A 22502-nucleotide genomic window follows, 5' to 3' on the forward strand; every position below is an offset into this window, starting at 1 on the left:
TTAATATAGTCGAAATCAGGCGGCGTCCCGTTTGCGTTCAGTGTCGTCATCCTCGTGCTGGCCGAGGACGGGAGGTGCCTCGTCAGGCGCATCACGGCCGTCCCGCCAGCCGGGCTGCACCTTCATGCGCCCGCGCATACCCAGATCGGTCAGGCTGATGGGCCGATCGAATTCCACACCCATGCGATTCTCTTCGCTCCACCGTGCCGTGGCGCTGACCACCAGATCATTGTCCAGTTCCAGCTCGAACCGGGTTCCGGGCGGCACCGCCCAGAGCCCGTCGATCATCGCCCCTCCGACCGAGATATTGCGGACCAGCCCTTCATAGCAGAAGCCGTCGCTCAGCACGCCGATCTTGCGCAGCAACCGCTTGCGCGGCAGGCGGTTGGACTGGAACCCGTCCGCCCGGGCATAGCCGTCATACAGGGTCAGGAGTTCCGCGGCAGCCTCCGCCGTCATCGGCTTGCCATAGATATAGCCCTGCACATGGCTGCAGCCCAGTTCGCGCACCAGCAGCAGCTCGTCATGGGTTTCCGCGCCTTCTGCAGTGGTGTCCATGCCCAGCGCATCGGCCAGGCTGACGATCGAAGCGATGATCGCCCCGTTCATGCTGCCTTTCTGCGCAGCGCCGCGCACGAAGCTCTGATCGATCTTGATCTTGTCGAACGGCGCCTTCTTCAGATAGCCGAGCGCCGAATAGCCGGTGCCGAAATCGTCCAGCGCCAGCCGCACGCCGGTTGCCTTGATGGCGTTGAAGATGGCGATATTTTCGTCTCCCCCGTCCAGGAAGACGCTTTCGGTCACCTCCAGCTCCAGCTGCGACGGATGGATGCCCGATTGCGCCACGGCACTGGTCACGATCATGGCGATATCGCCGCGCGCAAATTGCAGCGGGGAAACGTTCACCGCGATGCGCAGATCGCCGGGCCACTGCGCAATCTGCTCGCAGGCGCTGCGAATCGTCCATTCGCCGATGCGCGAAATGAGATTGGCCTCTTCGGCAATCGGGATGAAGACCGCCGGACTGATCGGCCCTTTGACGGGATGATCCCAGCGGCACAACACCTCGAAACCGGTGATCTTTTCGGTCGAGACGTCCACCACGGGTTGATAGACCAGCGACAGCTCTCCCCTGTTCAGGGCATCGCGCAGATCTTCTTCCAGCGTGCGCCGCTCGGAAGCTTCCTCATGCATGGCGGCTTCGTAAAAACGGTAGGTGCCGCGCCCGGCATCCTTGGCGCAATAGAGCGACAGATCCGCATTGCGCACCAGCGAGGAGGCCTGCACCTCTCCAAGCTCGTGAATCGCAATGCCGATCGATGCGCCGATGCGCACCTGCGAGCCTTCCACGATATAGGGAATCGACAGCGCTTCGATGATGTGAGCGGCCAGCCTTTCCAGCTCTGCGGTCTGGATCAGCTTGGGCAGCACCACCTGAAACTCGTCGCCGCCGATGCGCCCAACGGTGCCGCGCTCTCCGACCACTCTTTGCAGGCGATCGGCCACCTGCACGAGCAGGCTGTCGCCGGCAGGATGCCCCAGCGTATCGTTCACCTGCTTGAACCGGTCGAGGTCGAGGAGGAACAGCGTGCACGGCTCCGTCCTGCCGAGATGACCCTTGAGCGACTGTTCCAGCAGCCGGTTGATCTCCAGCCGATTGGCCAGCCCGGTCAGGGTGTCGTAGCGGGCCAGCTGCTGAAACGCGTTCTGCGTCTCGCGCATGTCGGTCAGATCGGTCCCGCTGCCGCGAAATCCGTGGAAATTGCCGAGATCGTCCAGCACCGGATTGCCCGACACGGACCACCAGCGCTCCTCGTCCGAGGCCACCTTGATCGACAGGTCGCTGAACGGTGTGCGCGACGACAGGTGGAAGCCCAGCGTCCGCTCCTCGCGCTCGTCATGATGCTTGCCGACCTGGGAGATCAGATCGATGAAGGGCTTGCCGATGATGTCCTCGACAGGAATGCCGCTGCGCAGCGCGACCTGCGGCGTGATATAGCGCATGATCCCCTGACGGTCGGTTTCCCAGAACCAGCCACGCCCGTCCTTTTCGAAATCATCGAGAAAGGCCGCTGCGCGCAATGCCGGGTCCGACCGGCGATCGCGCTGCAGTCGCCTGCGTTCGGCGCGGCGTTGCACCTGCACGATCAGCGCGATCGCCAGCGCAATCAGCACCATTTCCGCGGCGATAGTCCAGTCGATCCGCATGGCCATGAGCGGCGGCACGAGCACCGGTAGCGCTAACAGAAAGTTACCATGGGTCCGCAGGAATACATTCATAGTAGTCCCGGTAGCGGCCAATTCTTTCGACATTCTAACCAGCCGGCCAAAAAACTGTTCATCATGCGGCGGCGGTCGTTTGGCAGCAGGAAAGACGGCTGTGCTTGACTTCGTCCGCCCGCTCTCTAGGTCAGCCGACGGGCCACGCCGCCCCAACGCGGCGCAGCTCTCTGTGAGGAGACGCATGCAATGACTGATACGACGATTTCCAAGCCCGAACTGCGCCCTGAGCGCCCGTTCTTTTCTTCCGGCCCCACGGCCAAGATGCCCGGCTGGTCCTTTGACAAACTGCAGACCGAATCGCTGGGCCGCTCGCACCGGTCCAAGGTGGGCAAGGCACGCCTGAAATATGCCATCGATCTGACGCGCGAGCTGCTGGCCGTGCCGGACGATTATCTGGTCGGCATCATGCCGGGGTCCGACACGGGCGCGCTGGAATGCGCGATGTGGACGATGCTCGGCCAGGGTCCGGCCACCGTCGCCGCGTGGGAAAGCTTCGGCAATGTCTGGATCCAGGATGCGGTCAAGCAGCTCAAGCTGAAGGACCTTACCGTCCTCGATGCCGATTACGGCAAGCTGCCCGATCTGGACTCCATCCCGGCCGACAATGACATCGTCTTCACCTGGAACGGCACCACCTCCGGCACACGCGTGCCCAATGCGGACTTCATCGCCGCGGACCGCACCGGCATCACCATCAACGATGCCACATCGGCCGTGTTCGCGCAGCCGATGGACTGGGCCAAGCTGGATGCGACCACCTTCAGCTGGCAAAAGGTGATGGGTTCGGAAGCGGCCCATGGCATGCTGATCCTGAGCCCGCGCGCCGTCGAGCGGATCGAAAGCTACGATCCCAGCTGGCCGCTGCCCAAGCTGTTCCGCCTGAAAAAGGGCGACAAGCTGAACCGCGCCATCTTCGAAGGGGCCACGATCAACACCCCCTCCATGATGGCGACCGAAGATTATATCGCGGCGCTGGAATGGGCCAGGAGCATCGGCGGCCTGCAGGCCATGCATGACCGCGCCGATGCCAATGCCAAAATCATGACCGACTGGATCGAGGCCACGCCGTGGCTGCGCAACATGGTCGACGATCCGAAGCTTCGCACCAACACCGGCGTCTGCTTCGTCTTCCAGGGCGAATTCTATGACGGTCTGGATGACGATGCCAAGGCGTCCGTGCCCAAGAAGATCGCCACGATGCTCGAAGAGCTGGACGTGGCCTATGACTTCAATGGCTACCGCGATGCCCCGCCAAGCTTGCGCGTCTGGTGCGGCGGCACGGTGGAGGAAGAAGATCTGCGCCGTCTGCTACCCTGGATCGAATGGGCCTATGCCCAGGTCCAGGCCGAACTTTCCGCGTAATTCGTCATCCCGGCGCGGGCCGGGATCTCGAGCAGCACCGCCATCGCCTGGCAGGCCGAGATCCCGACCCGCGCGCGCATGCCGCCGTTCATGAAGGTATTCCCCATGCCCAAAGTCCTCATTTCCGACAAAATGTCCCCCAAGGCCGCCCAGATTTTCCGCGAACGCGGGATCGAGGTGGACGAGATCACCGGCAAGACGCCCGAAGAGCTGAAAGCCATGATCGGCCAATATGATGGCCTCGCCATCCGCAGCTCGACCAAGGTCACGCCCGAAATATTGGAGGCGGCCGATAATCTGAAGGTGATCGGCCGCGCCGGCATCGGTGTCGACAATGTCGATATTCCCGCTGCCTCGGCCAAGGGCGTGGTCGTGATGAACACGCCGTTCGGCAACTCTATCACCACCGCCGAACATGCCGTGGCGATGATGTTTGCCCTCGCCCGCCAGCTGCCCGAAGCCGATGCCTCCACGCAGGCCGGCAAATGGGAAAAGTCCAAGTTCATGGGCGTCGAGCTGACCAGCAAGACATTGGGCCTGATCGGCGCGGGCAATATCGGCTCGATCGTTGCCGACCGTGCGCTTGGCCTCAAGATGAAGGTGGTTGCGTTCGATCCTTTCCTGACGCCCGATCGCGCAGTGGAAATGGGTGTGGAGAAAGTGGAGCTGGACCAGTTGCTGGCCCGCGCCGACTTCATCACCCTGCACACCCCGCTGACCGATCAGACGCGCGGCATCCTTTCGAAAGAAGCGCTGGCCAAGGCCAAGAAGGGTGTGCGCATCATCAACTGCGCGCGCGGCGGCCTGATCGACGAGGCGGCGCTGAAGGAAGCACTGGAAAGCGGCCATGTTGCCGGCGCCGCGCTCGACGTGTTCGCCGAGGAGCCGGCCAAGGACAATCCGCTGTTCGGCACACCGAATCTGGTCTGCACTCCGCATCTGGGCGCATCGACCGACGAGGCGCAGGTCAATGTGGCGATCCAGGTGGCCGAACAGCTGAGCGATTATCTGCTGAGCGGTGGCGTGACCAACGCGCTCAACATGCCCAGCCTGTCTGCCGAGGAAGCGCCGCGCGTGCGCCCCTATATGGCGCTGGCGGAACGGCTCGGCAGTCTGGTCGGCCAGCTCATCGGCAAGGATATTCGCGGCGTATCGATCGAGGTCGAGGGTGCAGCCGCCCAGCTCAACATCAAGCCGATCAGCGGCGCGGTGCTGGCGGGCCTCATGCGCGTCTATTCGGACACAGTGAACATGGTCAACGCCCCCTATCTGGCGCGCGAACGCGGGCTGGACGTGCGCGAAGTGCGCCATGACCGTACGCAGGACTATCACACGCTGCTGCGCGTTTCCGTCACGACCGAGGATGGTGAACGTTCCGTCGCCGGTACCCTGTTCGGCGACGATCAGCCGCGGCTGGTGGACATGTTCGGTATCAAGATCGAAGCGGGTCTGACCGGCGATATGCTGTATATCGTGAATGAGGATATTCCCGGCTTCATCGGCAAGGTCGGCACCGCGCTGGGCGAGGCGGGCGTCAATATCGGCACCTTCCACCTTGGCCGTCGCGGCGGCGGCGATCGCGGGGAGGCAGTGCTGCTGCTGTCCGTCGATCAGCCGGTGGACGAACCGGTGATGTGGAAGATCTGCAATCTGGAAGGCGTGAAGAAAGTGAAGGGGCTCAGCTTCACATGAGCGAAGCCCCCGAACTGCTGCCCGTCGGTTTCCGCGATCGGCTGGCGCCAGCCGCCGAGCGCGGTGCGGGCATCGAGGCGTCCGTCCTCGCCGTTCTGGCGAGCCATGGGTATGAGCGCGTCGACCCGCCCTTGGCCGAGACGGAAAGCGCGCTGGTGGCCCGCAGCGCCGCTGCGGTGCGCACCGACCATCTGCGGTTCACCGATCCGATTTCGCAGCGCACGCTGGCGCTGCGCACGGACATGACCACGCAGATCGGGCGCATTGCCGCCACGCGCCTGTCGGACGCGCCGCGCCCGATGCGGCTCTGCTATGCCGGACAGGTGCTGCGGTTGCGTTCCAGCCAGCTGCGTCCCGAGCGGCAGCTGACGCAGATCGGCGCGGAAATCATCGGATCGGATGAGATTGCCGCGGCGCGCGAGATCGTCGGTCTGGCGATCGAGGCGCTGCAGGCGGCAGGCGTGACCGGGATTACGGTCGATTTCACCCTGCCCGATCTGGTCGATCGGCTTGCCGAGACGCGCTATCCGCTCGATGCGGACACGCTAACGGCAGTCAAGGCGGAGCTGGACAGCAAGGATGCCGGCGGCCTCGCCGCGCTGGGCGCGCATGATTATCTGCCGCTGATCGCGGCGGCCGGACCCTATCATGAAGCGCTGGCCAAGCTGGAAGCGCAGGACGCTGGCGGCGCGCTGGCATCGCGCCTGGAGGCGCTGCGCGCAATCGCCAAGCCGATCGCAGACGATATCCGCCTGACGCTGGACCCGACCGAGCGCCATGGCTTCGAATATCAAAGCTGGTTCGGTTTCACGCTCTATGCGGACGGCCATGTCGCCAGCCTGGGCCGCGGCGGCACCTATACCTTGGCCCATGCGAATGGCAGCGAAGAGCCCGCAACGGGCTTTTCGCTCTATCCGGATGCCCTGGCGGACGTGTTGCCCGCAGCTGCCGTGCAGCGCCTGTTCCTGCCGATGGGGCATGATATGGATATAGCGGCGCAGCTGCGCGCGGACGGTTGGCGGACGGTGGCCGCGCTCAGCGACACCGACGATGCCGCGACACTCGGTTGCACGCACTGGCTGAACGGCAGTGAGCCGCTAGCCATCTGATGCGACAAGCCCGGTTCTGGCAGCGCTTAGCTGTTCATCGTCGCCGGATCGGGGCCCATGCGCCCATCCTTGCTATCGAGCGCCTCGAACGCTTCAAGATCGTCCTGCGACAGCGTGAAATCGAGCACGCCGAAATTGTCGCGCATATGCTTCTCGGACGATGCCTTTGGGATCACGCAGAGGCCATTGTCGATATGCCAGCGCAACACGACCTGCGCCGGGCTCTTGCCGGTCTTCTCGGCGATGCGTTTGACCACATCGCTATCCAGCGCTTCGCCCTGACCCAGAGGGCTCCAGCTCTGAATGGCGATGCCCATATCCGCATGCACGCGGCGGGCGTCTTTCTGCTGGAAGCTGGGGTGCAGCTCGATCTGGTTGAGCACCGGCAGCACGCCGGTTTCATCGGCCAGCCGCTTCAGATGCGGCTCCAGAAAATTGGACACACCGATGGACTTCGCCTTACCGGCCTTCTGGATCTCGATGAAAGCCTTCCAGGTGTCGACATAGAGATTATCGTCCGGGCACGGCCAGTGGATCAGCACGAGATCGACCGAATCCCTGCCCAGCCGGTCGAGGCACTTGTCGAACGCCTTCAGCGCGCGATCATAGCCCTGGCTCTCATTCCACACCTTGGTGGTAAGCCAGATATCGTCCTTGCCTTGCAGCCCGGCGCCCACGCCCTTTTCATTTTTATAGACCGCTGCTGTATCGACCAGCTGATAGCCGATCTCGACTGCTTTCTTCACCGCCTGCTCGGCATCCTTGTCGTCCTCGATTTTGTAGGTGCCGAATCCCAGTTGTGGAATCGAACGACCATCGTTCAGATCGATCATCGGGGTTTGGGTGATGCTGTCGGTGCTCATGGCAAATTCCTTCTGTCTGTTTGCCCTGATAACGGACGAACCATCGTCAAAGGTCCGTCGCAAATGCTGGACCTTGGCTCGGCTGGACTTTAGGGCGGCGCTTTCCATCGAATTTGCATCAGGGGCAGGATATTGGCCAACGTCACGGTAATCGGCGCGCAATGGGGTGATGAGGGCAAGGGCAAGATCGTCGACTGGCTATCCAGCCGTGCCGACGCCGTCGTCCGTTTTCAGGGCGGGCACAATGCGGGCCACACGCTCGTGGTCGACGGCGATGTGTTCAAGCTGTCGCTTCTGCCGTCCGGTATCGTCACCGGCACCTTGTCGATCATCGGCAATGGCGTGGTGCTCGATCCGTGGGCGCTGAAGGCGGAAATCGAAAAGCTGTCCGGCCAAGGCGTCAGCATCACCGCCGAGAATTTCGCGATCGCCGATAATTGCGCGCTGATCCTGCCGCTGCACCGCGATCTGGACGGGCTGCGCGAAACCGCTGCCGGCTCCGGCAAAATCGGCACCACCGGGCGCGGTATCGGCCCGGCTTATGAGGACAAGGTCGGCCGCCGCGCGATCCGCGTGTGCGATCTGGCGCATCTGGATGCGCTCGATCCGCAGCTGGACCGGCTGTGCGCGCATCATGACGCGCTGCGTGCCGGTTTCGATCAGCCGCCGGTGGACCGTGAGGCGCTGCTTGCCGAACTGCGCGACATCGCACCCTATGTGCTGCAATATGCGCAGCCCGTGTGGAAGCGCCTGAAAAAGGTGCGCAAGGCGGGCGCGAAAATCCTGTTCGAAGGCGCACAGGGCGTGCTGCTCGATGTCGACCACGGCACCTATCCCTTCGTCACCAGCTCCAACACCGTGTCGGGCACCGCCGCTAGCGGGTCGGGCCTCGGCCCGTCCGCCACCGGCTTCGTGCTGGGCATCGTGAAGGCCTATACCACCCGGGTGGGCTCCGGCCCCTTCCCGACCGAACTGGACGATGAGATCGGCCAGCGGCTGGGCGAGCAGGGCCATGAATTCGGCACCGTCACGGGGCGCAAGCGCCGCTGCGGCTGGTTCGACGCGGTGATCGTGCGGCAGAGCTGCGCCGTCTCCGGCGTCACCGGCATCGCGCTGACCAAGCTGGACGTGCTCGATGGGTTCGAGACGATCCGCATCTGCACCGGCTATCGGCTGCGCGGCAAGATCCTCGATTATCTGCCCGCCCATGCCGCCGATCAGGCCGCGGTCGAGCCGATCTACGAGGAGATGGACGGCTGGCAGGAGACCACGGCGGGTGCCCGCAGCTGGGCCGATCTGCCGGCACAGGCCATCAAATATATAAGCCGCGTTCAGGAGCTGATCGAAACGCCTGTGGCGCTGGTCTCCACCAGCCCCGAGCGTGACGACACGATCCTGGTGCGCGATCCGTTCATGGATTGACCGGACTGGCATTACGCCGATCTTGTCAATGATAGCGCAGATTCCTATAATCGGCGCATGGCACAGATGAACATATCCGTCACCGATCAGCTGAAAAGCTGGGCCGAATCGCGCGTCGCCGAGGGCCGCTACAGCAGCACCAGCGACTATGTACGCGATCTGCTTCGCCGCGATCAGGATGAAGAGGCGAAGCGTCGAAATTTGATGGCGGAGATCGCGATCGGCCTTGCATCGCCAATCTCAAATGAAACTGCGGACGATGTGTTCGAAAGGGTTCAGGCCCGGCATCAAGGCTGATCGCGGTTCGATTTCGCGAGGCAGCGCTACTCGATCTGGAGCAGATCTTTGAGTTCAGCTTTGCGCGCTTCGGCGAGCAAACGGCGCAGACATATCGCGACGGATGCAGCATGTGCTTGCACTACTGGATCGCAACACTGGGATCGGTCCAGCCAACGAATTCCTTGGCCGCGGTATTCGCTCCTTTGCCTTCAAGAGCCACCGCATCTACTATGAGATCGACAATGGCGACGTCATCGTCGCTCGTATCCTGCACAAGGCGCAGGATGTGGCGGACAAGCTCGATCCCTAGACATCGTCCGCGCTGATCAGTTCCGCGCGGTCCAGCTCGCCGGTCATGGAGGCGACCACCGTCGCCACCGTCGCGTCGCCGCTGACATTGGTGACGGTGCGCATCATGTCCATGATCCGGTCCACCCCGGCCACGAAGGCGATCGTTTCCAGCGGCACACCCACCGTGCCGAATACCAGCGCCATCATGATCAGGCCTGCGCCCGGAATACCGGCCGCACCGACCGCGCCGAGCGTGGCGGTGATCGAGATCATGACATAATCGGTCCAGCTGAGGTCCACCCCGAACACCTGCGCACCGAACAATGTGGCGAGGCCCAGATACATGGCGGTGCCGTTCATGTTGATGGTCGCGCCCAGCGACAGCACGAAGCTCGATACGCTTGGGGATACGCCCAGATTGCGCTCGGCACAGCGCATGGTGACGGGCAGCGTGGCGTTGGACGAGGCGGTGGAATAGCTCACCGCCATGGCATCGATGATCCCGCGGAAGAAATCGCGCACCGGCAGCTTGGCCATGAACTTGATCATCGCGGAATACATGACGAAGATGATCAGCAGACAGCCGAGATAATTGAGCCCGACCAGCTTGGCGAGCGCCAGCAACGCGTCATAACCGAGATTGCCCGCCACCCAGGCCATCAGCGCGAACACGCCGAACGGGGTCAGCTCCATCACGATGATGGTGACTTTCTGCATCACGATGGAGCCGGAATCGAAGATTCTGGCGACCGGCTGGCCGTCTTTCTCCGCCATCAGAATGCCGATGCCGATCAGCAGGGCAAAGACGATCAGCGGCAGCACGTTCACGTCCGCCATCACCTGCACCGGGCTTTGCGGCACGATGGAAAGCACCATCTCGCGCCAGCCTTCGCCGGACGGTTCGGGCACCGGCCCCATGTCGATATTGCTGGTATCCACGCCGATGCCGGGCTGGATCAGCGTGCCGAGCCCCAGCCCCAGCCAGACGGCAATCTGGCCGGTAACGACGAAGATCAGCATCGCCCGCCCGCCGACCGCGCCCAGTTTGCGCAGATCGCCGATCGCGGCGACGCCGGACACCAGCGAGAAGAAGATCAGCGGCACCACCAGCATCTTGATCGAGGCGATGAACACATCGCCGATAATCTTGATGCTTTCCGCTTCCGGACCCCAGAGGAGGCCGGTGACGATACCCAGGATGAGCGCGGCGATGACCCGCTGCCAGAGCGGAATCCGAAACCATGTCTTCAGCATTGCAACGCGCCCTCCCTTGGCCGGTGCCGGACGCTAGCGGTGACCGGTGCCACTATCAAGATATCCGCATCGCGCAGCATGTTGGAGGGGGTTGAGTAACAAAATTACAAGGCGCATAGCGGGTCCAATAATGATGCTGACAAGCAAGGACGACGAGGAAAAGCATGGCTGACGGCGAACAGACGCGATCCGAACAGGGGGACGTCGATCCGGCGCTTCTCGATGCCCTTGGCAGTGCCTTCCGGGCCAGCGCCCTGCCGGGCGAGGACGAGAATTTCGACGATGAGGCCTGCCGCGCCGCCGCCGCCTTCACGCTGAACACCGCCGCCGAACGCAGCCAGGCAGAACCACAGGTCGATACCGCCAGCCTGACCGGGGTGGACGGCCTGCGCATGATGCGCCTTGCGATCATCAATGACGACATGCCTTTTCTGGTCGACTCGGTGGCCAACGCCATCGCCGCGCAGGGCATTGCGATCTACCGGCTGATCCACCCCGTCCTGACGGTGGACCGGACGGCATCGGGCCAGCTGCAGGCCATCCGGCAGGGCCGCGAGGGGCCGGACCGGGCCGAAAGCTTTATCTATATCGAGATCGAGCGGGTGGACGCCAAGCAGCGCCGCGCGCTGGAGGCGGATCTGCGCGCCGTCCTGCGCGATGTGCGCGGCGCGGTGGACGACTGGCTGAAAATGCAGGTAGCGATGGGCGAGGATGCCGATCAGCTGCCCGACGGCGATGGCAGCGCCCTGCTGCGCTGGTTCCTGGATCGCAATCTCACGCTGGTTGCGCATGAAGAGATCGACCGCAAGGGTACGCGCGCCAACCGCCTCGGCATTGCCCGGGTGGACGATGCGCCGATCCTGTCCGACGAAGCGCGCGAGCGCGCGTTCAAATGGTTCGAGGAAGGCAAGGGCGTGCCCCTGCTGATGAAATCGAACAGGGTTTCCAACGTGCACCGCGCCGTGTTGCTCGATCTCGTGCTGACTCCGTTGCGGGATGGCACGACGATCACCGGCCTGTCCTTGCATGCCGGGCTGTGGACGAGCGCCGCCCTCGCCACCCCGCCCAATCGCATTCCCGTGCTGCGCGCGCATCTGGCCGCGCTGATGGACAAATTCGGGTTCCATCCATCAGGCCACGCCGGCAAATCGCTGAGCCATGCGCTCACCAGCCTGCCGCATGATCTGCTGATCACCTTCCCGCTGGCCGATCTGGAACAGATCGTGCTGACCAACATGTCGCTGTCGGACAGGCCGCGCCCCAAGCTGCGCACGGTACGCTCTCCGCTGGGCCGGCATTTGTTCGTGTTCGTCTGGCTGCCGCGCGATGACGTATCGACCTCGATGCGCCGCTCGATCGAAACGATGCTGACCAACAGCGCCGACGGCAGCATCCTGAGCTGGTCGATCTCGCTGGAGGACGGACAGGTCGCCCTGCTGCGCTTCACGCTGAACCTGTCTGACCGCAATGCCGAAATCGACGATGACAGCCTGGACACCAAGCTCAAGCGGATGGTGCGCGGCTGGCAGCCTGCCGTGGAATCCGCGCTGGCCGAGCGGATCGACGAGAAGCGCGCCGCCGCCCTGTCGCTGCGCTATGCCGATCTGTTCGGCGTCACCTATCGCAGCGCCTATAATCCGGGCGAGGCCGCGGCCGATATCCTGAGACTGCACGCGCTGGACGGGGAAACGCGCCGCGCCGCCCGCCTGTACCGCCTGGAGGGCGATGGCGACGACCAGCTTCGGCTGAAAATCTATCATCTGGGCGGGGCGCTGCCACTCAGCGATGCCGTACCGGTGCTGGAGGATTTCGGCTTCGTCGTGCTGGGTGAGATTCCTTCCGCGCTGGGCGATGGCGATTTCGCCTATATCCATGATTTCCTGCTGGCCGTGCCCGATGCCGCCAAGGCCGAGGCGCTGATTGATCGCGCCGACACCATCGAACGCGCGATCACGGCGGAAATCGACGGGCTGGTGGAGAACGATCCGTTCAACAGCCTGATCATCTCGGCCGCGCTGGAGCCGGAGGGTGTGGTGTGGTTGCGCGCCTGGTTCCGCTATCTGCGCCAGACCGGCATGAGCTATTCCATGCAGACTGTGATCGACAGTCTGGCGCGCGCCCCGGCGATCACCCGGCTGCTGGTCCATCTGTTCCGGGTCCGTCACGACCCCGCGTTCGAAGGGGATCGCGACGCCGAAACGGCCAGCGCCAGCGATGAGATCGACCAGTTGCTGCTGAACGTCGCGGCGATCGATGAAGACCGGATCCTGCGCACGCTGCGCGCGGTGGCGCTGGCGGTGCTGCGCACCAATGCCTTCGCGCCGAGCAGCGCCGAGGCGCTGGGCTTCAAGATCGACAGCCATGCGATACCGAGCCTTCCGGCGCCGGTGCCATGGCGTGAGATCTTCGTCTATTCGCCGCGTGTCGAGGGCATCCATCTGCGCGCCGGGCCGGTGGCCCGCGGCGGCCTGCGCTGGTCCGATCGGCGCGACGATTTCCGCACCGAGATTCTGGGCCTGATGAAAGCGCAGCGCGTGAAGAACGCCGTGATCGTGCCGACCGGCGCCAAGGGCGGCTTCTTCCCCAAGCGCCTGCCCAATCCGGCCGAAGACCGCGATGCCTGGCTGACCGAGGGCACGGAATGCTACAAGATCTTCATCCGCACGCTTCTGTCGATCACCGACAATATCGTCGATGATGCGGTGGTGCATCCCGAAGGCGTGGTGATCCACGATGGCGAAGATCCCTATTTCGTGGTCGCCGCCGACAAGGGCACGGCCACCTTCAGCGACACCGCCAATGCCATCGCCATCGAACGCGGCTTCTGGCTGGGCGATGCCTTCGCCAGCGGCGGCAGCAATGGCTATGACCACAAGGCCATGGGCATCACCGCCAAGGGCGCGTGGATTTCCGTGCAGCGGCATTTCGCGGAAATGGGCGTGGACGTGCAGGAAGAGACCGTACGCGTCTGCGGCGTGGGGGACATGTCCGGCGACGTGTTCGGCAACGGCATGCTGTTGTCCAAAGCAATCAAGCTGGTTGCCGCGTTCGACCATCGGCACATCTTTCTGGATCCCGATCCCGATCCGGCAAAAAGCTGGAACGAGCGCAAGCGCCTGTTCGATCTGCCCCGCTCCAGCTGGGAAGATTATGACAAGAAGCTGATCTCCAAGGGCGGCGGCGTGTTTGCCCGGTCGGACAAGAGCATCGCCATCAGCAAGCAGGTCCGCGAGATGCTGGGCCTCGAGGATGAAAAGGTCGATCCGGCCACGCTGATGTCCGCGATCCTGAAGATGAAGGCGGACCTCCTCTGGTTCGGCGGCATCGGCACCTATGTGAAGGCCAAGGCGGAAAGCTCCATCGATGTGGGCGATCCGGCGAACGATCCGATCCGCGTCAATGCCGAACAGCTTGGCGTGAAGGTGATCGGCGAGGGCGCCAATCTGGCGGTCACGCAGGCCGGGCGCATCGCGTTCGACCTTACCGGCGGACGCATCAATGCCGATTTCATCGACAATAGCGCCGGCGTGGATTGCTCCGACAAGGAAGTGAACATCAAGATCGCGCTGAATACCGAGTTGCGCGCGGGCACGCTGAAGGATGACAAGCGCAACGCGCTGCTGAAATCCATGACCGATGCGGTCTCCGAGATTGTGCTGGAGGACAACCGGCACCAGGCGCTCGGCATTTCCATCGCCGAGAATGACGGCACCGAGGGGCTGGGCAGCTATATCCGGCTGATCGAAACATTCGAAGGCGAAGGCAAGCTGGACCGCGTGGTCGAGGGACTGCCCGGCAATGAGGAACTGCTGCGCCGCGGCCAGGATCAGGGCGGCATGACGCGCCCCGAACTGGCCGTTCTGCTGGCCACGGGCAAGCTGGCGCTGCAGGACAGCATCGAAAGCACGCTGAAGCTGGACGATCCGTCGCTCGATTCGGAGCTGCTTGCCGCCTTTCCGGAGGCCATGCGGGACAAGCATCGCCAGGCGATCATGGAGCATCGTCTGCGCGGTGAGATCATCGCCACGCGGATCGCCAACCGCATGGTGAACCGTCTGAACATCATCTACCCGTTCGAGCTGGCCGAAGAGGAGGGCTGCTCGCCCGGCGATGTCGCCAATGCCTTTGTGGTGGTCGAGCGCCTGTTCGGGCTCAACGCTATCTGGCAGGATCTGGACGAACGGCCGATGGACGAGAAAGTCCGTCTCAACATGTTCGATATGCTGGCGCTGGCCGCCCGCTCCCATATTGCGGATTTGCTGCGCACCGAGCATGCAGCAAAACCGGTCGGCGCGATCGTCGGCGAACTGGCGGACAATGTCGGCCAGCTCACCGTGGATGTCGATGAGCTGCTGTCCAGCCGTGCCTGCGATCAGGCGCGCGAACAGACCGAGCAAATGGTCGCCAATGGCGCACCACGCGAACTGGCCGAGCAGGTGACCCATCTGTACAAGGCAGACGGAGCCATCGGCATTGCCGATCTGGCGCATCAGCGCGATATTCCCGCCCGCGATGTCGGTGCGGCCTTCATCAAGATCGGTGACATGCTGAATCTTGGCTGGGCCCAGACCACCGCCAACCGGATGATGCCCGCCGACCCGTGGGAGCGCTTGCTGGCCGCCGGGCTCGCGCGCGATTTCCAGCAGATGCGGCTGGAATTCCTGCGCCGGGCGCGGTCCAAGGATCTGGAACAGTTCGTCGATAACTGGGCGCAAGGCCGCGAAGACCGCATCGCGCAGTTCCGCAGCCTTGTGGAGCGCGCGCAAAAGGTGCCGATGGCCAGCGTGCCGATGATGGCGCAGATTGCCGGACAGGCACGCGTGCTGCTGGGGCGCTAGGGGTACGAGGCCCCAATTACCTGCAGCCTGCGCGCATTCAAGCCGTTTGCGCCGGTTGCCGTGACATTGCCGGGGAAGGACGGCGCTGGACCGTGGGGATACGCGATGGCGGCGGTGCGCTAGAAACGCTCCGCCGCACCGGTTCCTACACCAGCATATCCACCAGATGGATGGTCACGCCCACCAATCCGCCGACCAGCGTGCCGTTGATGCGGATATATTGCAGATCGCGCCCCACCGCGGTTTCCACGCGATCGGTGATCGTGCGCGCTTCCCAGCCGCGTACGGTATCCGACACGAGCCGCACGATGTTGTCGCCATAGGCCGAGGTCGTGCCGGTGATCGCGCGGCGCGCGAAGCGGTTGACCTGGCGTTTGAGCAGCGGATCTTCCTGCAAGGTGCGGCCCAGTTGCGACAGCGCCTCGCCCAGCTTGCCCGCCATCGCCGCATCGGGATCGCGCGCGGCGGAAAGCAGCGCGGCCCGCGCCTGCTCCCATAGCCCGTTGATCCAGTCCGACACCGCCGGATTGTTCAGCATTTCCTGCTTCATGCTGGCCACCCGCGCGGCCATGGCCGGGTCATGCACCAGATCGTCGGCCAGCCGCGCCAGCCCTTCCTCTATCCGGGCGCGCAGCGGATGATCAGGGTTGCCGTCCATATCGATGAGCAGCTTCTGCAATCCGCTGATGATGGCATTGGCCAGCGTCTCGTCCAGCCCGGTCCAGCGCAGCACGCTATTGGCTTTCTCATGCACCATGTTGCGGATCAGATGTTCATTGTCATCCAGCGTCAGTGCGGCCCAGCGGATGCCCGCGCTGATCAGCGGCAGATGCCGTTTGCTGGCGATCATCGCGCCGAGCATCTGGCCAAGCAAAGGCGCCACATCGAGCTTTTCCAGCTGCCCGCGCACCGCCGTCTTGGCCATGCCGCCCAGCCGGCCATGATCCAGCGCCTCCAGCGCATCGCCGAACAGGCGGGAGGCACCGCGCCGCATGCGCCCCTCGCCGGAGCTTGGATGGGTCAGAAAACGCCCCGCCGCGCCGGCCACGTCGATCCGGCGCAGCCGCCGCGCAACCACTGCAGGGATCAGGAAATTGTCCCGCAGGAACGCCGCCAGCGTCTCGCCGATCCGGTCCTTGTTGCGTGGAATGATCGCGGTGTGGGGAATCGGCAGGCCGAGCGGGTGACGGAACAGCGCCGTGACCGCAAACCAGTCGGCCAAGCCGCCAACCATCCCGGCTTCTGCAAAAGCGCGGACATAGCCCCAGGCCGGGTGCCATTCTTCGAACGATCGGGCGAGGAAGAATACCGCCGCCATCAGTACCAGCAGCGCCGTGGCAAGGCGGCGCATGCGCTTGAACGCCGCCAGCCGTTCCGCCTCTGCCAAAGTGCCGGCGAGCGGCGTGGATCGACCGATGGGCTTCATGGCCCATGGCCTAGCCCAGCCGGGCAAGCCTTGCCAAGCGCGGCGATGGACCGGCGGAAACCGGCCAATGGCCTATTCGGCCGGCTGAACACCATCCTCCAGCGCGCGCGCACGATCCCGATCGACCTGGACCGACCGTTCGCGATCGCCCGGCTTGTAGGTCAGCATCTTGCCGAACCAGCCGCCCATGCGCTTCTCGATACTGTCCGCCAGGCTGAAACTGGCCGGCACGATCAGCAGCGTCAGCAAGGTGGAGAGCACCAGGCCGCCGATCACCACCGTGCCCATCGGTGCGCGCCACGCACTGTCGCCGGACAAGGAGAGCGCGGTCGGGACCATGCCTGCTGTCATCGCCACAGTCGTCATCACGATCGGCTGGGCGCGTTTGTGTCCGGCCTCCATGATCGCTTCGAATTTTTCCTTGCCGCTATGCAGCTCCTCCAGCGCGAAATCGATCAACAGGATGGAATTCTTGCCAACAATGCCGAGCAGCATCAGCAGGCCGATATAGACCGGCATCGAAATCGGCTGACCGACGATCAACAGCGCGATCAGGCCGCCGAGCGGGGCCAGCAGCAACGACCCCATATTGACCAGCGGAGACATGAACCGCTTGTAGAGCAGCACCAGCACGGCAAACACCAGCAGCACACCGGCGATCACCGCGATGATCACATTGGTGATCAGCTCACCCTGCCATTCCTGCGCGCCGAACGCCTCATTGCTGACGCCTTGCGGCAGATTGGTCATGATCGGCAGCGCATTGATCTGCGCATAGGCCGTGCCCGTCACCACATCCGGCGCCAGATCCGCGCCCACGAACACGCGGCGTTGCTGATTATAGCGCTGAATGGTGGTGGGACCGGAGCCGAAGCGCAGATCGGCAATGCGCGACAGCGGCACGGAGCCACCGCGCGCCGTCGGCACGGGCAGATTTTCAATCGTGTCCAGGCTTTCGCGCGATGTCTGCGGCAGCATGACGCGGATCGGGATCTGCCGATCGGACAGGGAGAAGCGCGCCGCGTTCTGGTCGATCTCCCCCAGGGTGGCGATGCGGATGGCCTGGCTGAGCGCCGCCGTGGTCACACCGAGCGAAGCGGCCAGCTCGGCGCGCGGCGTCACGATGAGTTCTGGCCGCTTCAGATCAGCCGCAATGCGCGGGCTCTGTACGGTCTTCAGCCCCTGCATCTGCTCCACCAGCGTGGCTGCGGTCCGGCTGAGCAATTCCGGGTTGGTGCCGGTCAGCATGACCGATATTTCACGGCCTGTGCCACCGCCGCCGCCGTTTTGCGCGCCGAACGACACACGGGCGTCGGGAATGTTCTGCAGCAAGGCCGTCGTTTCGCGCTCGAACTCGGTAGAGCTTCGTTCACGATCGGGTTTCAGGTTCACATAAAGCGAGGCATTGCCCTCACGAACGCGCTCGAGCGCCAGGTCCACCTCGGGTTGTTCGTAGAGGATGGCGGCCACACGGTCGGCCACGGCCTCCGTCTGCGCCAGGGTTGTACCGGGCACCATTTCGATCTCGACTCGGCTGTCGTCGCTGTCGATATTGGGTTCGAACTGCTGCGGGATGGTCATCAGCAGGACGACGGTAACCACCAGCGCGACGCCGGCGATCATCGTCATCCAGACCCGGTGGTCGAACAGGCCGCTGACCAGCGAGCGCATGCGCCCGCCACGCGCGGCAAAGCGCTTTGCCCCGCTATCGTCCAGCGACCAGCGCAGCACGCTCATATACCGGTCCATCAGCCAGCCTTCGCCATGCGTGGCGTGGCCCTTGGCCTTCAGGAAATAGGCCGCGACCATGGGCGTGACCATGCGCGCGACGGCTAGGCTGATAAGCACGGCGACCACCACCGTGATGCCAAAATTCTTGAAAAACTCGCCTGAAATGCCCGGCATCAGACCGACCGGCAGGAACACCGCGACAATGGAAAAGGTGGTGGCAACCACGGCCAGACCGATCTCGTCGGCCGCATCGATCGACGCCTGATAGGCGGATTTGCCCATGCGCATATGGCGCACGATGTTCTCGATCTCCACGATCGCGTCATCCACCAGCACGCCCGCCACCAGACCGAGCGCCAGCAGCGACAGGAAATTGAGGTTGAACCCCAGAAGATCCATGAACCAGAAGGTGGGGATGGCGGACAGCGGGATGGCCAGCGCGGAAATCAGCGTGGCCCGCCAGTCGCGCAGGAACAGGAACACCACGACGACGGCCAGCACGGCCCCTTCGATCATCGCGTGGATCGAGCTTTTATACTGATCCTTGGTGTAGCCGACGGTGGAGAAGAGCTGGACCACCCTGATGCCCGGATTTTCCTCCTCGATCTTTTCGATCTGCTTCAGGGCATCGTCATACACCGACACGTCGGACGCGCCGCGCGCGCGGGAAATGGCGAAGTTCACCACTTCCTTGCCGCGCAGCTTACTGATCGAGCTGCGTTCCGAATAGCCGTCCGATACCTGTGCGACATCGGACAGGGTGATGACGCGGCCATCGCCGAGCGGAATGCGGGTTTCGGACAAGGCAAAGGCATCGTCCGCATTGCCCAGCACGCGCACCGACTGGCGCGATCCGGCGATCTGGGCGCGCCCGCCGGCGGCATCGATATTGGTCTGGCGCAGCGCCGCGTTGATCTGCGATGCCGTGACGCCGAGCGCCTGCATGCGCGGCAGATCGAGCACCACGCGGATTTCGCGATCGACTCCGCCGAAACGGTCGACTTCGGCCATGCCGTCGACCGAGAGCAGCCTTTTGGCCACCGTGTCGTCGATGAACCAGCTGAGCTGTTCCAGCGTCATGTCATCGGCCTGCACCGCAAAAATGCCCAGCGGGCCACCGCCGGTCACGTCCACCTTGGTCACCCGCGGCTCGATGATGCCATCCGGCAGCTGGCCGCGAATCTGGTCGATCGAGTTGCTGACCTCGTTCACCGCCTCGTTCGGATCGATGCCGATCTCGAATTCGACGAAGGTGTTGCTGTTGCCCTCCGACGCGGTGGAATTGATGTTCTTCACACCATTGATATTGCGCACCGCTGATTCGACGATCTGCGTCACCTGATTCTCGATCTCGGTCGGCGCGGCGCCGGGCTGCGAGATGTTGACGATCACGGCGGGAAATTCGATGTCCGGCTGATTGACGATGTCCATCCGCGCGAAGCTCAGAATTCCCGCGATCATCAGCCCGAGGAACAGAACGATCGGGACGACCGGGTTGCGGATCGACCAGGCGGAGATGTTGCGAAAATTCATGGTGTCATTCCGCTCCGGCCGAGGTGGACGCAGGCTCGCTATCTGTGGCCGTCTGGCGCGCGATGCCCTTCTGGCGGCGCGGCTGCACCACTTCGCCGGGATTCAGGAACCCGCCGGCATAGACCACCACCAGTTCCCGGCCAGACAGGCCGCTGGCGATCGTCAGCCCTTCATCCGTGACGGCACCGACTTCCACGCCGCGGCGCTCGACCTTGTTGCCCGGCCCCACGATATAGACGAAATTGCCCTTGGTATCGCTCTGCACGGCACTTTCCGGCAGCACCGGCGCGGATATCGCACCCGAACGGATGGTGGCATTGGCAAAACCGCCGGGCCGCAGCGCGCGGTCATAACTGAGCGCGATACGGGCGATGCCCTGCCGCGTCTGCGGATCGATGGTGGGCGCCACCTGCCAGATCTGGCCGTTCAGCGTCTGGGTCGTGCCGACCGGAGTCACCTGCGCGCTTTCGCCGACCGAAATCTGCGCCAGATTGTCTTCGCTCAGCAGCGCCTGCATCTCCATCTGGCCGCCTGCCGCCATACGGAACAAGGCGCCGGAACCCTGCGTCACGGTCTGCCCCGGCTGCACCGTGCGTTCCAGAATATAGCCGCTTGTGGGCGCGACGATGCTGAGGCGCGCATTGCGCTGCTGCGCTTCGTTGAACGAGGCGCGGGCAACGCGCAGCTGCGCCTGGGCCCGCTCTTTCTCCGCCGTCAGCCGATCGACATCGGCCTGGCTGATAAATCCACGATCGACCAGCTGCAGTGCGCGGTTCAGCTGCGCCTGCGCCAGGTTCAGACTGGATTCGGCCACGCTGATCTGCGCGCGCAGCCCTTCGGCCTGCTGGTTCTGCACCGAGCGATCGACCGAGGCGAGCACTTGCCCCTGCTTCACCCAGTCCCCGGCATCGACATAGACCTGCGTGACGCGGCCGCCCTCACCGACCACGCTGATCGGCGTGTCGAAACGTGCGCCGATGGTGCCGGTGGCGTTGATCGAGCGCACGACGGTCTTGCTGCCCGGAGCGACCACGGTGACCACGGGCGCCTGCGCGTCGGCGGCTGCCGCCGCGTCGCCTGTCGCTGCTTCATCATCGCCGCGCGTCAGGAAAAAACCGAGGATACCGAGCAAAAGGATCGCCGCGACGATGGTCGCAATCACGATCCGTTTGCGCCGCGCTGCAACGCGCTCCTCGTCGATATCGGTCATGCCGGCGGTCTGTTCCATATGCGAAACGGGTGATTCGTAGTTCATTGCCATCTGCCAGTTCAGTCCACGCTTGCCCAAAGCGGGCGATCGACGCGCAGTGTGTTACTTCAATAACTCAGCCCTCGCAAGCGGAGTTGCCACGCGTCTGTCGATCGGAAGGCGCGTGGCCGATGCTGCCATAGGGCAAATGCCCGCAATAGCGCAGGGAATATGGCGGGTGCGGCCTGCGCTTCGACGAACGACCTAGCTTTGGCCCCGATACACGAAAAAAGGGGCCGACAAGCGGCCCCTCTTCCCTGGTGATGCTATGCAGCGTTTAGCGGATGCGACGACGCTGGATCAGATTGGCGATCGCCAGCAGCACGACGGCGCCAACGAACATCATGATCAGACCGGAGATCGAGAAATCGCCCCAACCGCCGCCGACGCCGATCAGGCTGCCGATCCAGCCGCCGAGGATGGCACCGACTACGCCCACGATGATGTTCCAGAGAATACCCATGGAAGCATCGCGGCCCATTACCATGCTGGCAAGCCAGCCCATGATGCCGCCAATGATGATCATAAGAATAAAGGTCATAATATGCATTCCTCCTGTTTCACGTCAGCGAGATACAATTTGCTGGCGCGCTGTATGGAGGTGAAAAGGCCGGGCAGGAAAAAAGTTCCGCAAGCATAACGAAAACCCCGCAAGGGCAGCCTGCGGGGTTTTCAGGATTTTGCGCAATGCGCCGACGCCGCCGCGCGCATCGGGCTGAACCGGTGTCAGTATTTCTGCTGACGCTCGTATAGATCGCGATAATGCTGAATGCGGGTGACGCGCAGACCGGGCATGCCGGATCGATCGACCGCGCGCTGCCAGCTGGCAAATTCTTCCAGCGTCAGATCATAGCGCTCGCACGCTTCATCCACCGAGAGCAGCCCGCCATTCACGGCGGCCACCACTTCGGCCTTGCGCCGCACGACCCAGCGCCGGGTGGTGGTTGGCGGCAAATCCTCGATCGTCAAAGGCTCGCCTAGAGGACCGATGACGCGGTCCGGCTTGATAGTTTGATTCTCGATCATGGTTTTTCCTCAGCACTGTCTGCCATCGCAGCGTCCAGCGTTGGAGCAGCTATAGAACTCGGTATCCTGCCAGATACTGAAGCCCCAAGGTAAACAGAGCCTTTACGCTTCACAGCAGCCATGCTGCGCGGCAGAAAAGCGCCG

At 63.6% G+C, this 22502-nt stretch carries 16 protein-coding genes; 7 read left to right on the forward strand and 9 right to left on the reverse strand.

Features of this window, described 5'->3' with window-relative positions:
- Positions 1-15: 15 nt before the first annotated feature.
- Entirely contained in the window at positions 16-2280 is a 2265-nt protein-coding gene (locus G410_RS16905; protein WP_022674240.1) for an EAL domain-containing protein, read from the reverse strand.
- A 189-nt stretch (positions 2281-2469) separates the two neighbouring features.
- Here G410_RS16905 and G410_RS0113720 point away from each other — a divergent pair, with 189 nt between their 5' ends.
- Positions 2470-3645 carry a phosphoserine transaminase gene (locus G410_RS0113720; protein WP_022674241.1) on the forward strand — a complete coding sequence of 392 codons (1176 nt, stop codon included), beginning with the start codon at positions 2470-2472 and terminating at the stop codon, positions 3643-3645.
- Here G410_RS0113720 and G410_RS18060 read toward each other — a convergent pair.
- Positions 3612-3752: a hypothetical protein gene (locus G410_RS18060; protein ID WP_156851967.1), complete on the reverse strand. Its 141-nt coding sequence runs from the start codon at positions 3750-3752 to the stop codon at positions 3612-3614. The two genes, G410_RS0113720 and G410_RS18060, sit on opposite strands and share 34 nt — an antisense overlap.
- On the opposite strand from G410_RS18060, the gene serA reads away from it, so the two are divergent.
- Both serA and G410_RS0113735 read left to right on the forward strand, forming a co-directional pair.
- On the forward strand, positions 3751-5337 hold the full coding sequence (gene serA, locus G410_RS0113730) for a phosphoglycerate dehydrogenase (protein ID WP_028971491.1): 1587 nt from the start codon (positions 3751-3753) through the stop codon (positions 5335-5337). The two genes, G410_RS18060 and serA, sit on opposite strands and share 2 nt — an antisense overlap.
- Positions 5334-6446 (forward strand): ATP phosphoribosyltransferase regulatory subunit, encoded by a 1113-nt coding sequence (locus tag G410_RS0113735; protein ID WP_022674244.1) that lies wholly within the window; start codon positions 5334-5336, stop codon positions 6444-6446. The genes serA and G410_RS0113735 overlap by 4 nt, the downstream gene beginning before the upstream one ends.
- A 26-nt stretch (positions 6447-6472) precedes the next feature.
- Here the strand turns inward: G410_RS0113735 and G410_RS0113740 are convergent, their stop codons facing one another.
- Complete coding sequence (locus tag G410_RS0113740) at positions 6473-7309, reverse strand: aldo/keto reductase (protein WP_022674245.1); 837 nt, start codon at positions 7307-7309, stop codon at positions 6473-6475.
- Between the two features lie 132 nt (positions 7310-7441).
- Between G410_RS0113740 and G410_RS0113745 the strand changes: the two genes are divergently transcribed.
- From G410_RS0113745 to G410_RS0113755, 3 genes are all read left to right on the forward strand, one after another.
- Positions 7442-8731 (forward strand): adenylosuccinate synthase, encoded by a 1290-nt coding sequence (locus tag G410_RS0113745; protein ID WP_022674246.1) that lies wholly within the window; start codon positions 7442-7444, stop codon positions 8729-8731.
- 66 nt (positions 8732-8797) lie between these two features.
- Positions 8798-9028: a type II toxin-antitoxin system ParD family antitoxin gene (locus tag G410_RS0113750; protein WP_084489258.1), complete on the forward strand. Its 231-nt coding sequence runs from the start codon at positions 8798-8800 to the stop codon at positions 9026-9028.
- Between the two features lie 91 nt (positions 9029-9119).
- Positions 9120-9320 carry a type II toxin-antitoxin system RelE/ParE family toxin gene (locus G410_RS0113755; RefSeq protein WP_342662472.1) on the forward strand — a complete coding sequence of 67 codons (201 nt, stop codon included), beginning with the start codon at positions 9120-9122 and terminating at the stop codon, positions 9318-9320.
- On the opposite strand, the gene G410_RS0113760 is transcribed toward G410_RS0113755, so the two are convergent.
- On the reverse strand, positions 9317-10555 hold the full coding sequence (locus tag G410_RS0113760; protein ID WP_022674249.1) for a dicarboxylate/amino acid:cation symporter: 1239 nt from the start codon (positions 10553-10555) through the stop codon (positions 9317-9319). The two genes, G410_RS0113755 and G410_RS0113760, sit on opposite strands and share 4 nt — an antisense overlap.
- A 164-nt stretch (positions 10556-10719) precedes the next feature.
- Between G410_RS0113760 and G410_RS0113765 the strand changes: the two genes are divergently transcribed.
- A complete protein-coding gene (locus G410_RS0113765; RefSeq protein ID WP_022674250.1) occupies positions 10720-15393 on the forward strand; it encodes an NAD-glutamate dehydrogenase in 4674 nt (1557 codons plus the stop codon).
- Between the two features lie 145 nt (positions 15394-15538).
- On the opposite strand, the gene G410_RS0113770 is transcribed toward G410_RS0113765, so the two are convergent.
- The 5 genes from G410_RS0113770 to sciP form a co-directional block, all read right to left on the reverse strand.
- Positions 15539-16744 (reverse strand): DUF445 domain-containing protein, encoded by a 1206-nt coding sequence (locus G410_RS0113770; protein ID WP_051137315.1) that lies wholly within the window; start codon positions 16742-16744, stop codon positions 15539-15541.
- 147 nt (positions 16745-16891) lie between these two features.
- Positions 16892-20083, reverse strand: coding sequence for an efflux RND transporter permease subunit (locus tag G410_RS16910; RefSeq protein WP_022674252.1), 3192 nt, complete (start codon positions 20081-20083; stop codon positions 16892-16894).
- A 4-nt stretch (positions 20084-20087) separates the two neighbouring features.
- Complete coding sequence (locus tag G410_RS16915; RefSeq protein WP_022674253.1) at positions 20088-21338, reverse strand: efflux RND transporter periplasmic adaptor subunit; 1251 nt, start codon at positions 21336-21338, stop codon at positions 20088-20090.
- A gap of 271 nt (positions 21339-21609) precedes the next feature.
- Positions 21610-21873: a GlsB/YeaQ/YmgE family stress response membrane protein gene (locus G410_RS0113785; protein WP_028971494.1), complete on the reverse strand. Its 264-nt coding sequence runs from the start codon at positions 21871-21873 to the stop codon at positions 21610-21612.
- A gap of 185 nt (positions 21874-22058) precedes the next feature.
- Positions 22059-22358 (reverse strand): CtrA inhibitor SciP, encoded by a 300-nt coding sequence (sciP, locus tag G410_RS0113790; RefSeq protein ID WP_022674255.1) that lies wholly within the window; start codon positions 22356-22358, stop codon positions 22059-22061.
- Between the last annotated feature and the right edge of the window lie 144 nt (positions 22359-22502).

It is taken from the genome of Novosphingopyxis baekryungensis DSM 16222, assembly GCF_000420305.1.
GTDB lineage: Bacteria > Pseudomonadota > Alphaproteobacteria > Sphingomonadales > Sphingomonadaceae > Novosphingopyxis > Novosphingopyxis baekryungensis.

Coding starts and splice junctions, on each gene's coding strand:
- G410_RS16905 (WP_022674240.1), bottom strand. CDS start 2,280: ATGAATGTATTCCTGCGGACCCATGGTAACTTTCTGTTAGCGCTACCG.
- G410_RS0113720 (WP_022674241.1), top strand. CDS start 2,470: ATGACTGATACGACGATTTCCAAGCCCGAACTGCGCCCTGAGCGCCCG.
- serA (WP_028971491.1), top strand. CDS start 3,751: ATGCCCAAAGTCCTCATTTCCGACAAAATGTCCCCCAAGGCCGCCCAG.
- G410_RS18060 (WP_156851967.1), bottom strand. CDS start 3,752: ATGGGGAATACCTTCATGAACGGCGGCATGCGCGCGCGGGTCGGGATC.
- G410_RS0113735 (WP_022674244.1), top strand. CDS start 5,334: ATGAGCGAAGCCCCCGAACTGCTGCCCGTCGGTTTCCGCGATCGGCTG.
- G410_RS0113740 (WP_022674245.1), bottom strand. CDS start 7,309: ATGAGCACCGACAGCATCACCCAAACCCCGATGATCGATCTGAACGAT.
- G410_RS0113750 (WP_084489258.1), top strand. CDS start 8,798: ATGAACATATCCGTCACCGATCAGCTGAAAAGCTGGGCCGAATCGCGC.
- G410_RS0113760 (WP_022674249.1), bottom strand. CDS start 10,555: ATGCTGAAGACATGGTTTCGGATTCCGCTCTGGCAGCGGGTCATCGCC.
- G410_RS0113765 (WP_022674250.1), top strand. CDS start 10,720: ATGGCTGACGGCGAACAGACGCGATCCGAACAGGGGGACGTCGATCCG.
- G410_RS0113770 (WP_051137315.1), bottom strand. CDS start 16,744: ATGCGCCGCCTTGCCACGGCGCTGCTGGTACTGATGGCGGCGGTATTC.
- G410_RS16910 (WP_022674252.1), bottom strand. CDS start 20,083: ATGAATTTTCGCAACATCTCCGCCTGGTCGATCCGCAACCCGGTCGTC.
- G410_RS16915 (WP_022674253.1), bottom strand. CDS start 21,338: ATGAACTACGAATCACCCGTTTCGCATATGGAACAGACCGCCGGCATG.
- G410_RS0113785 (WP_028971494.1), bottom strand. CDS start 21,873: ATGACCTTTATTCTTATGATCATCATTGGCGGCATCATGGGCTGGCTT.
- sciP (WP_022674255.1), bottom strand. CDS start 22,358: ATGATCGAGAATCAAACTATCAAGCCGGACCGCGTCATCGGTCCTCTA.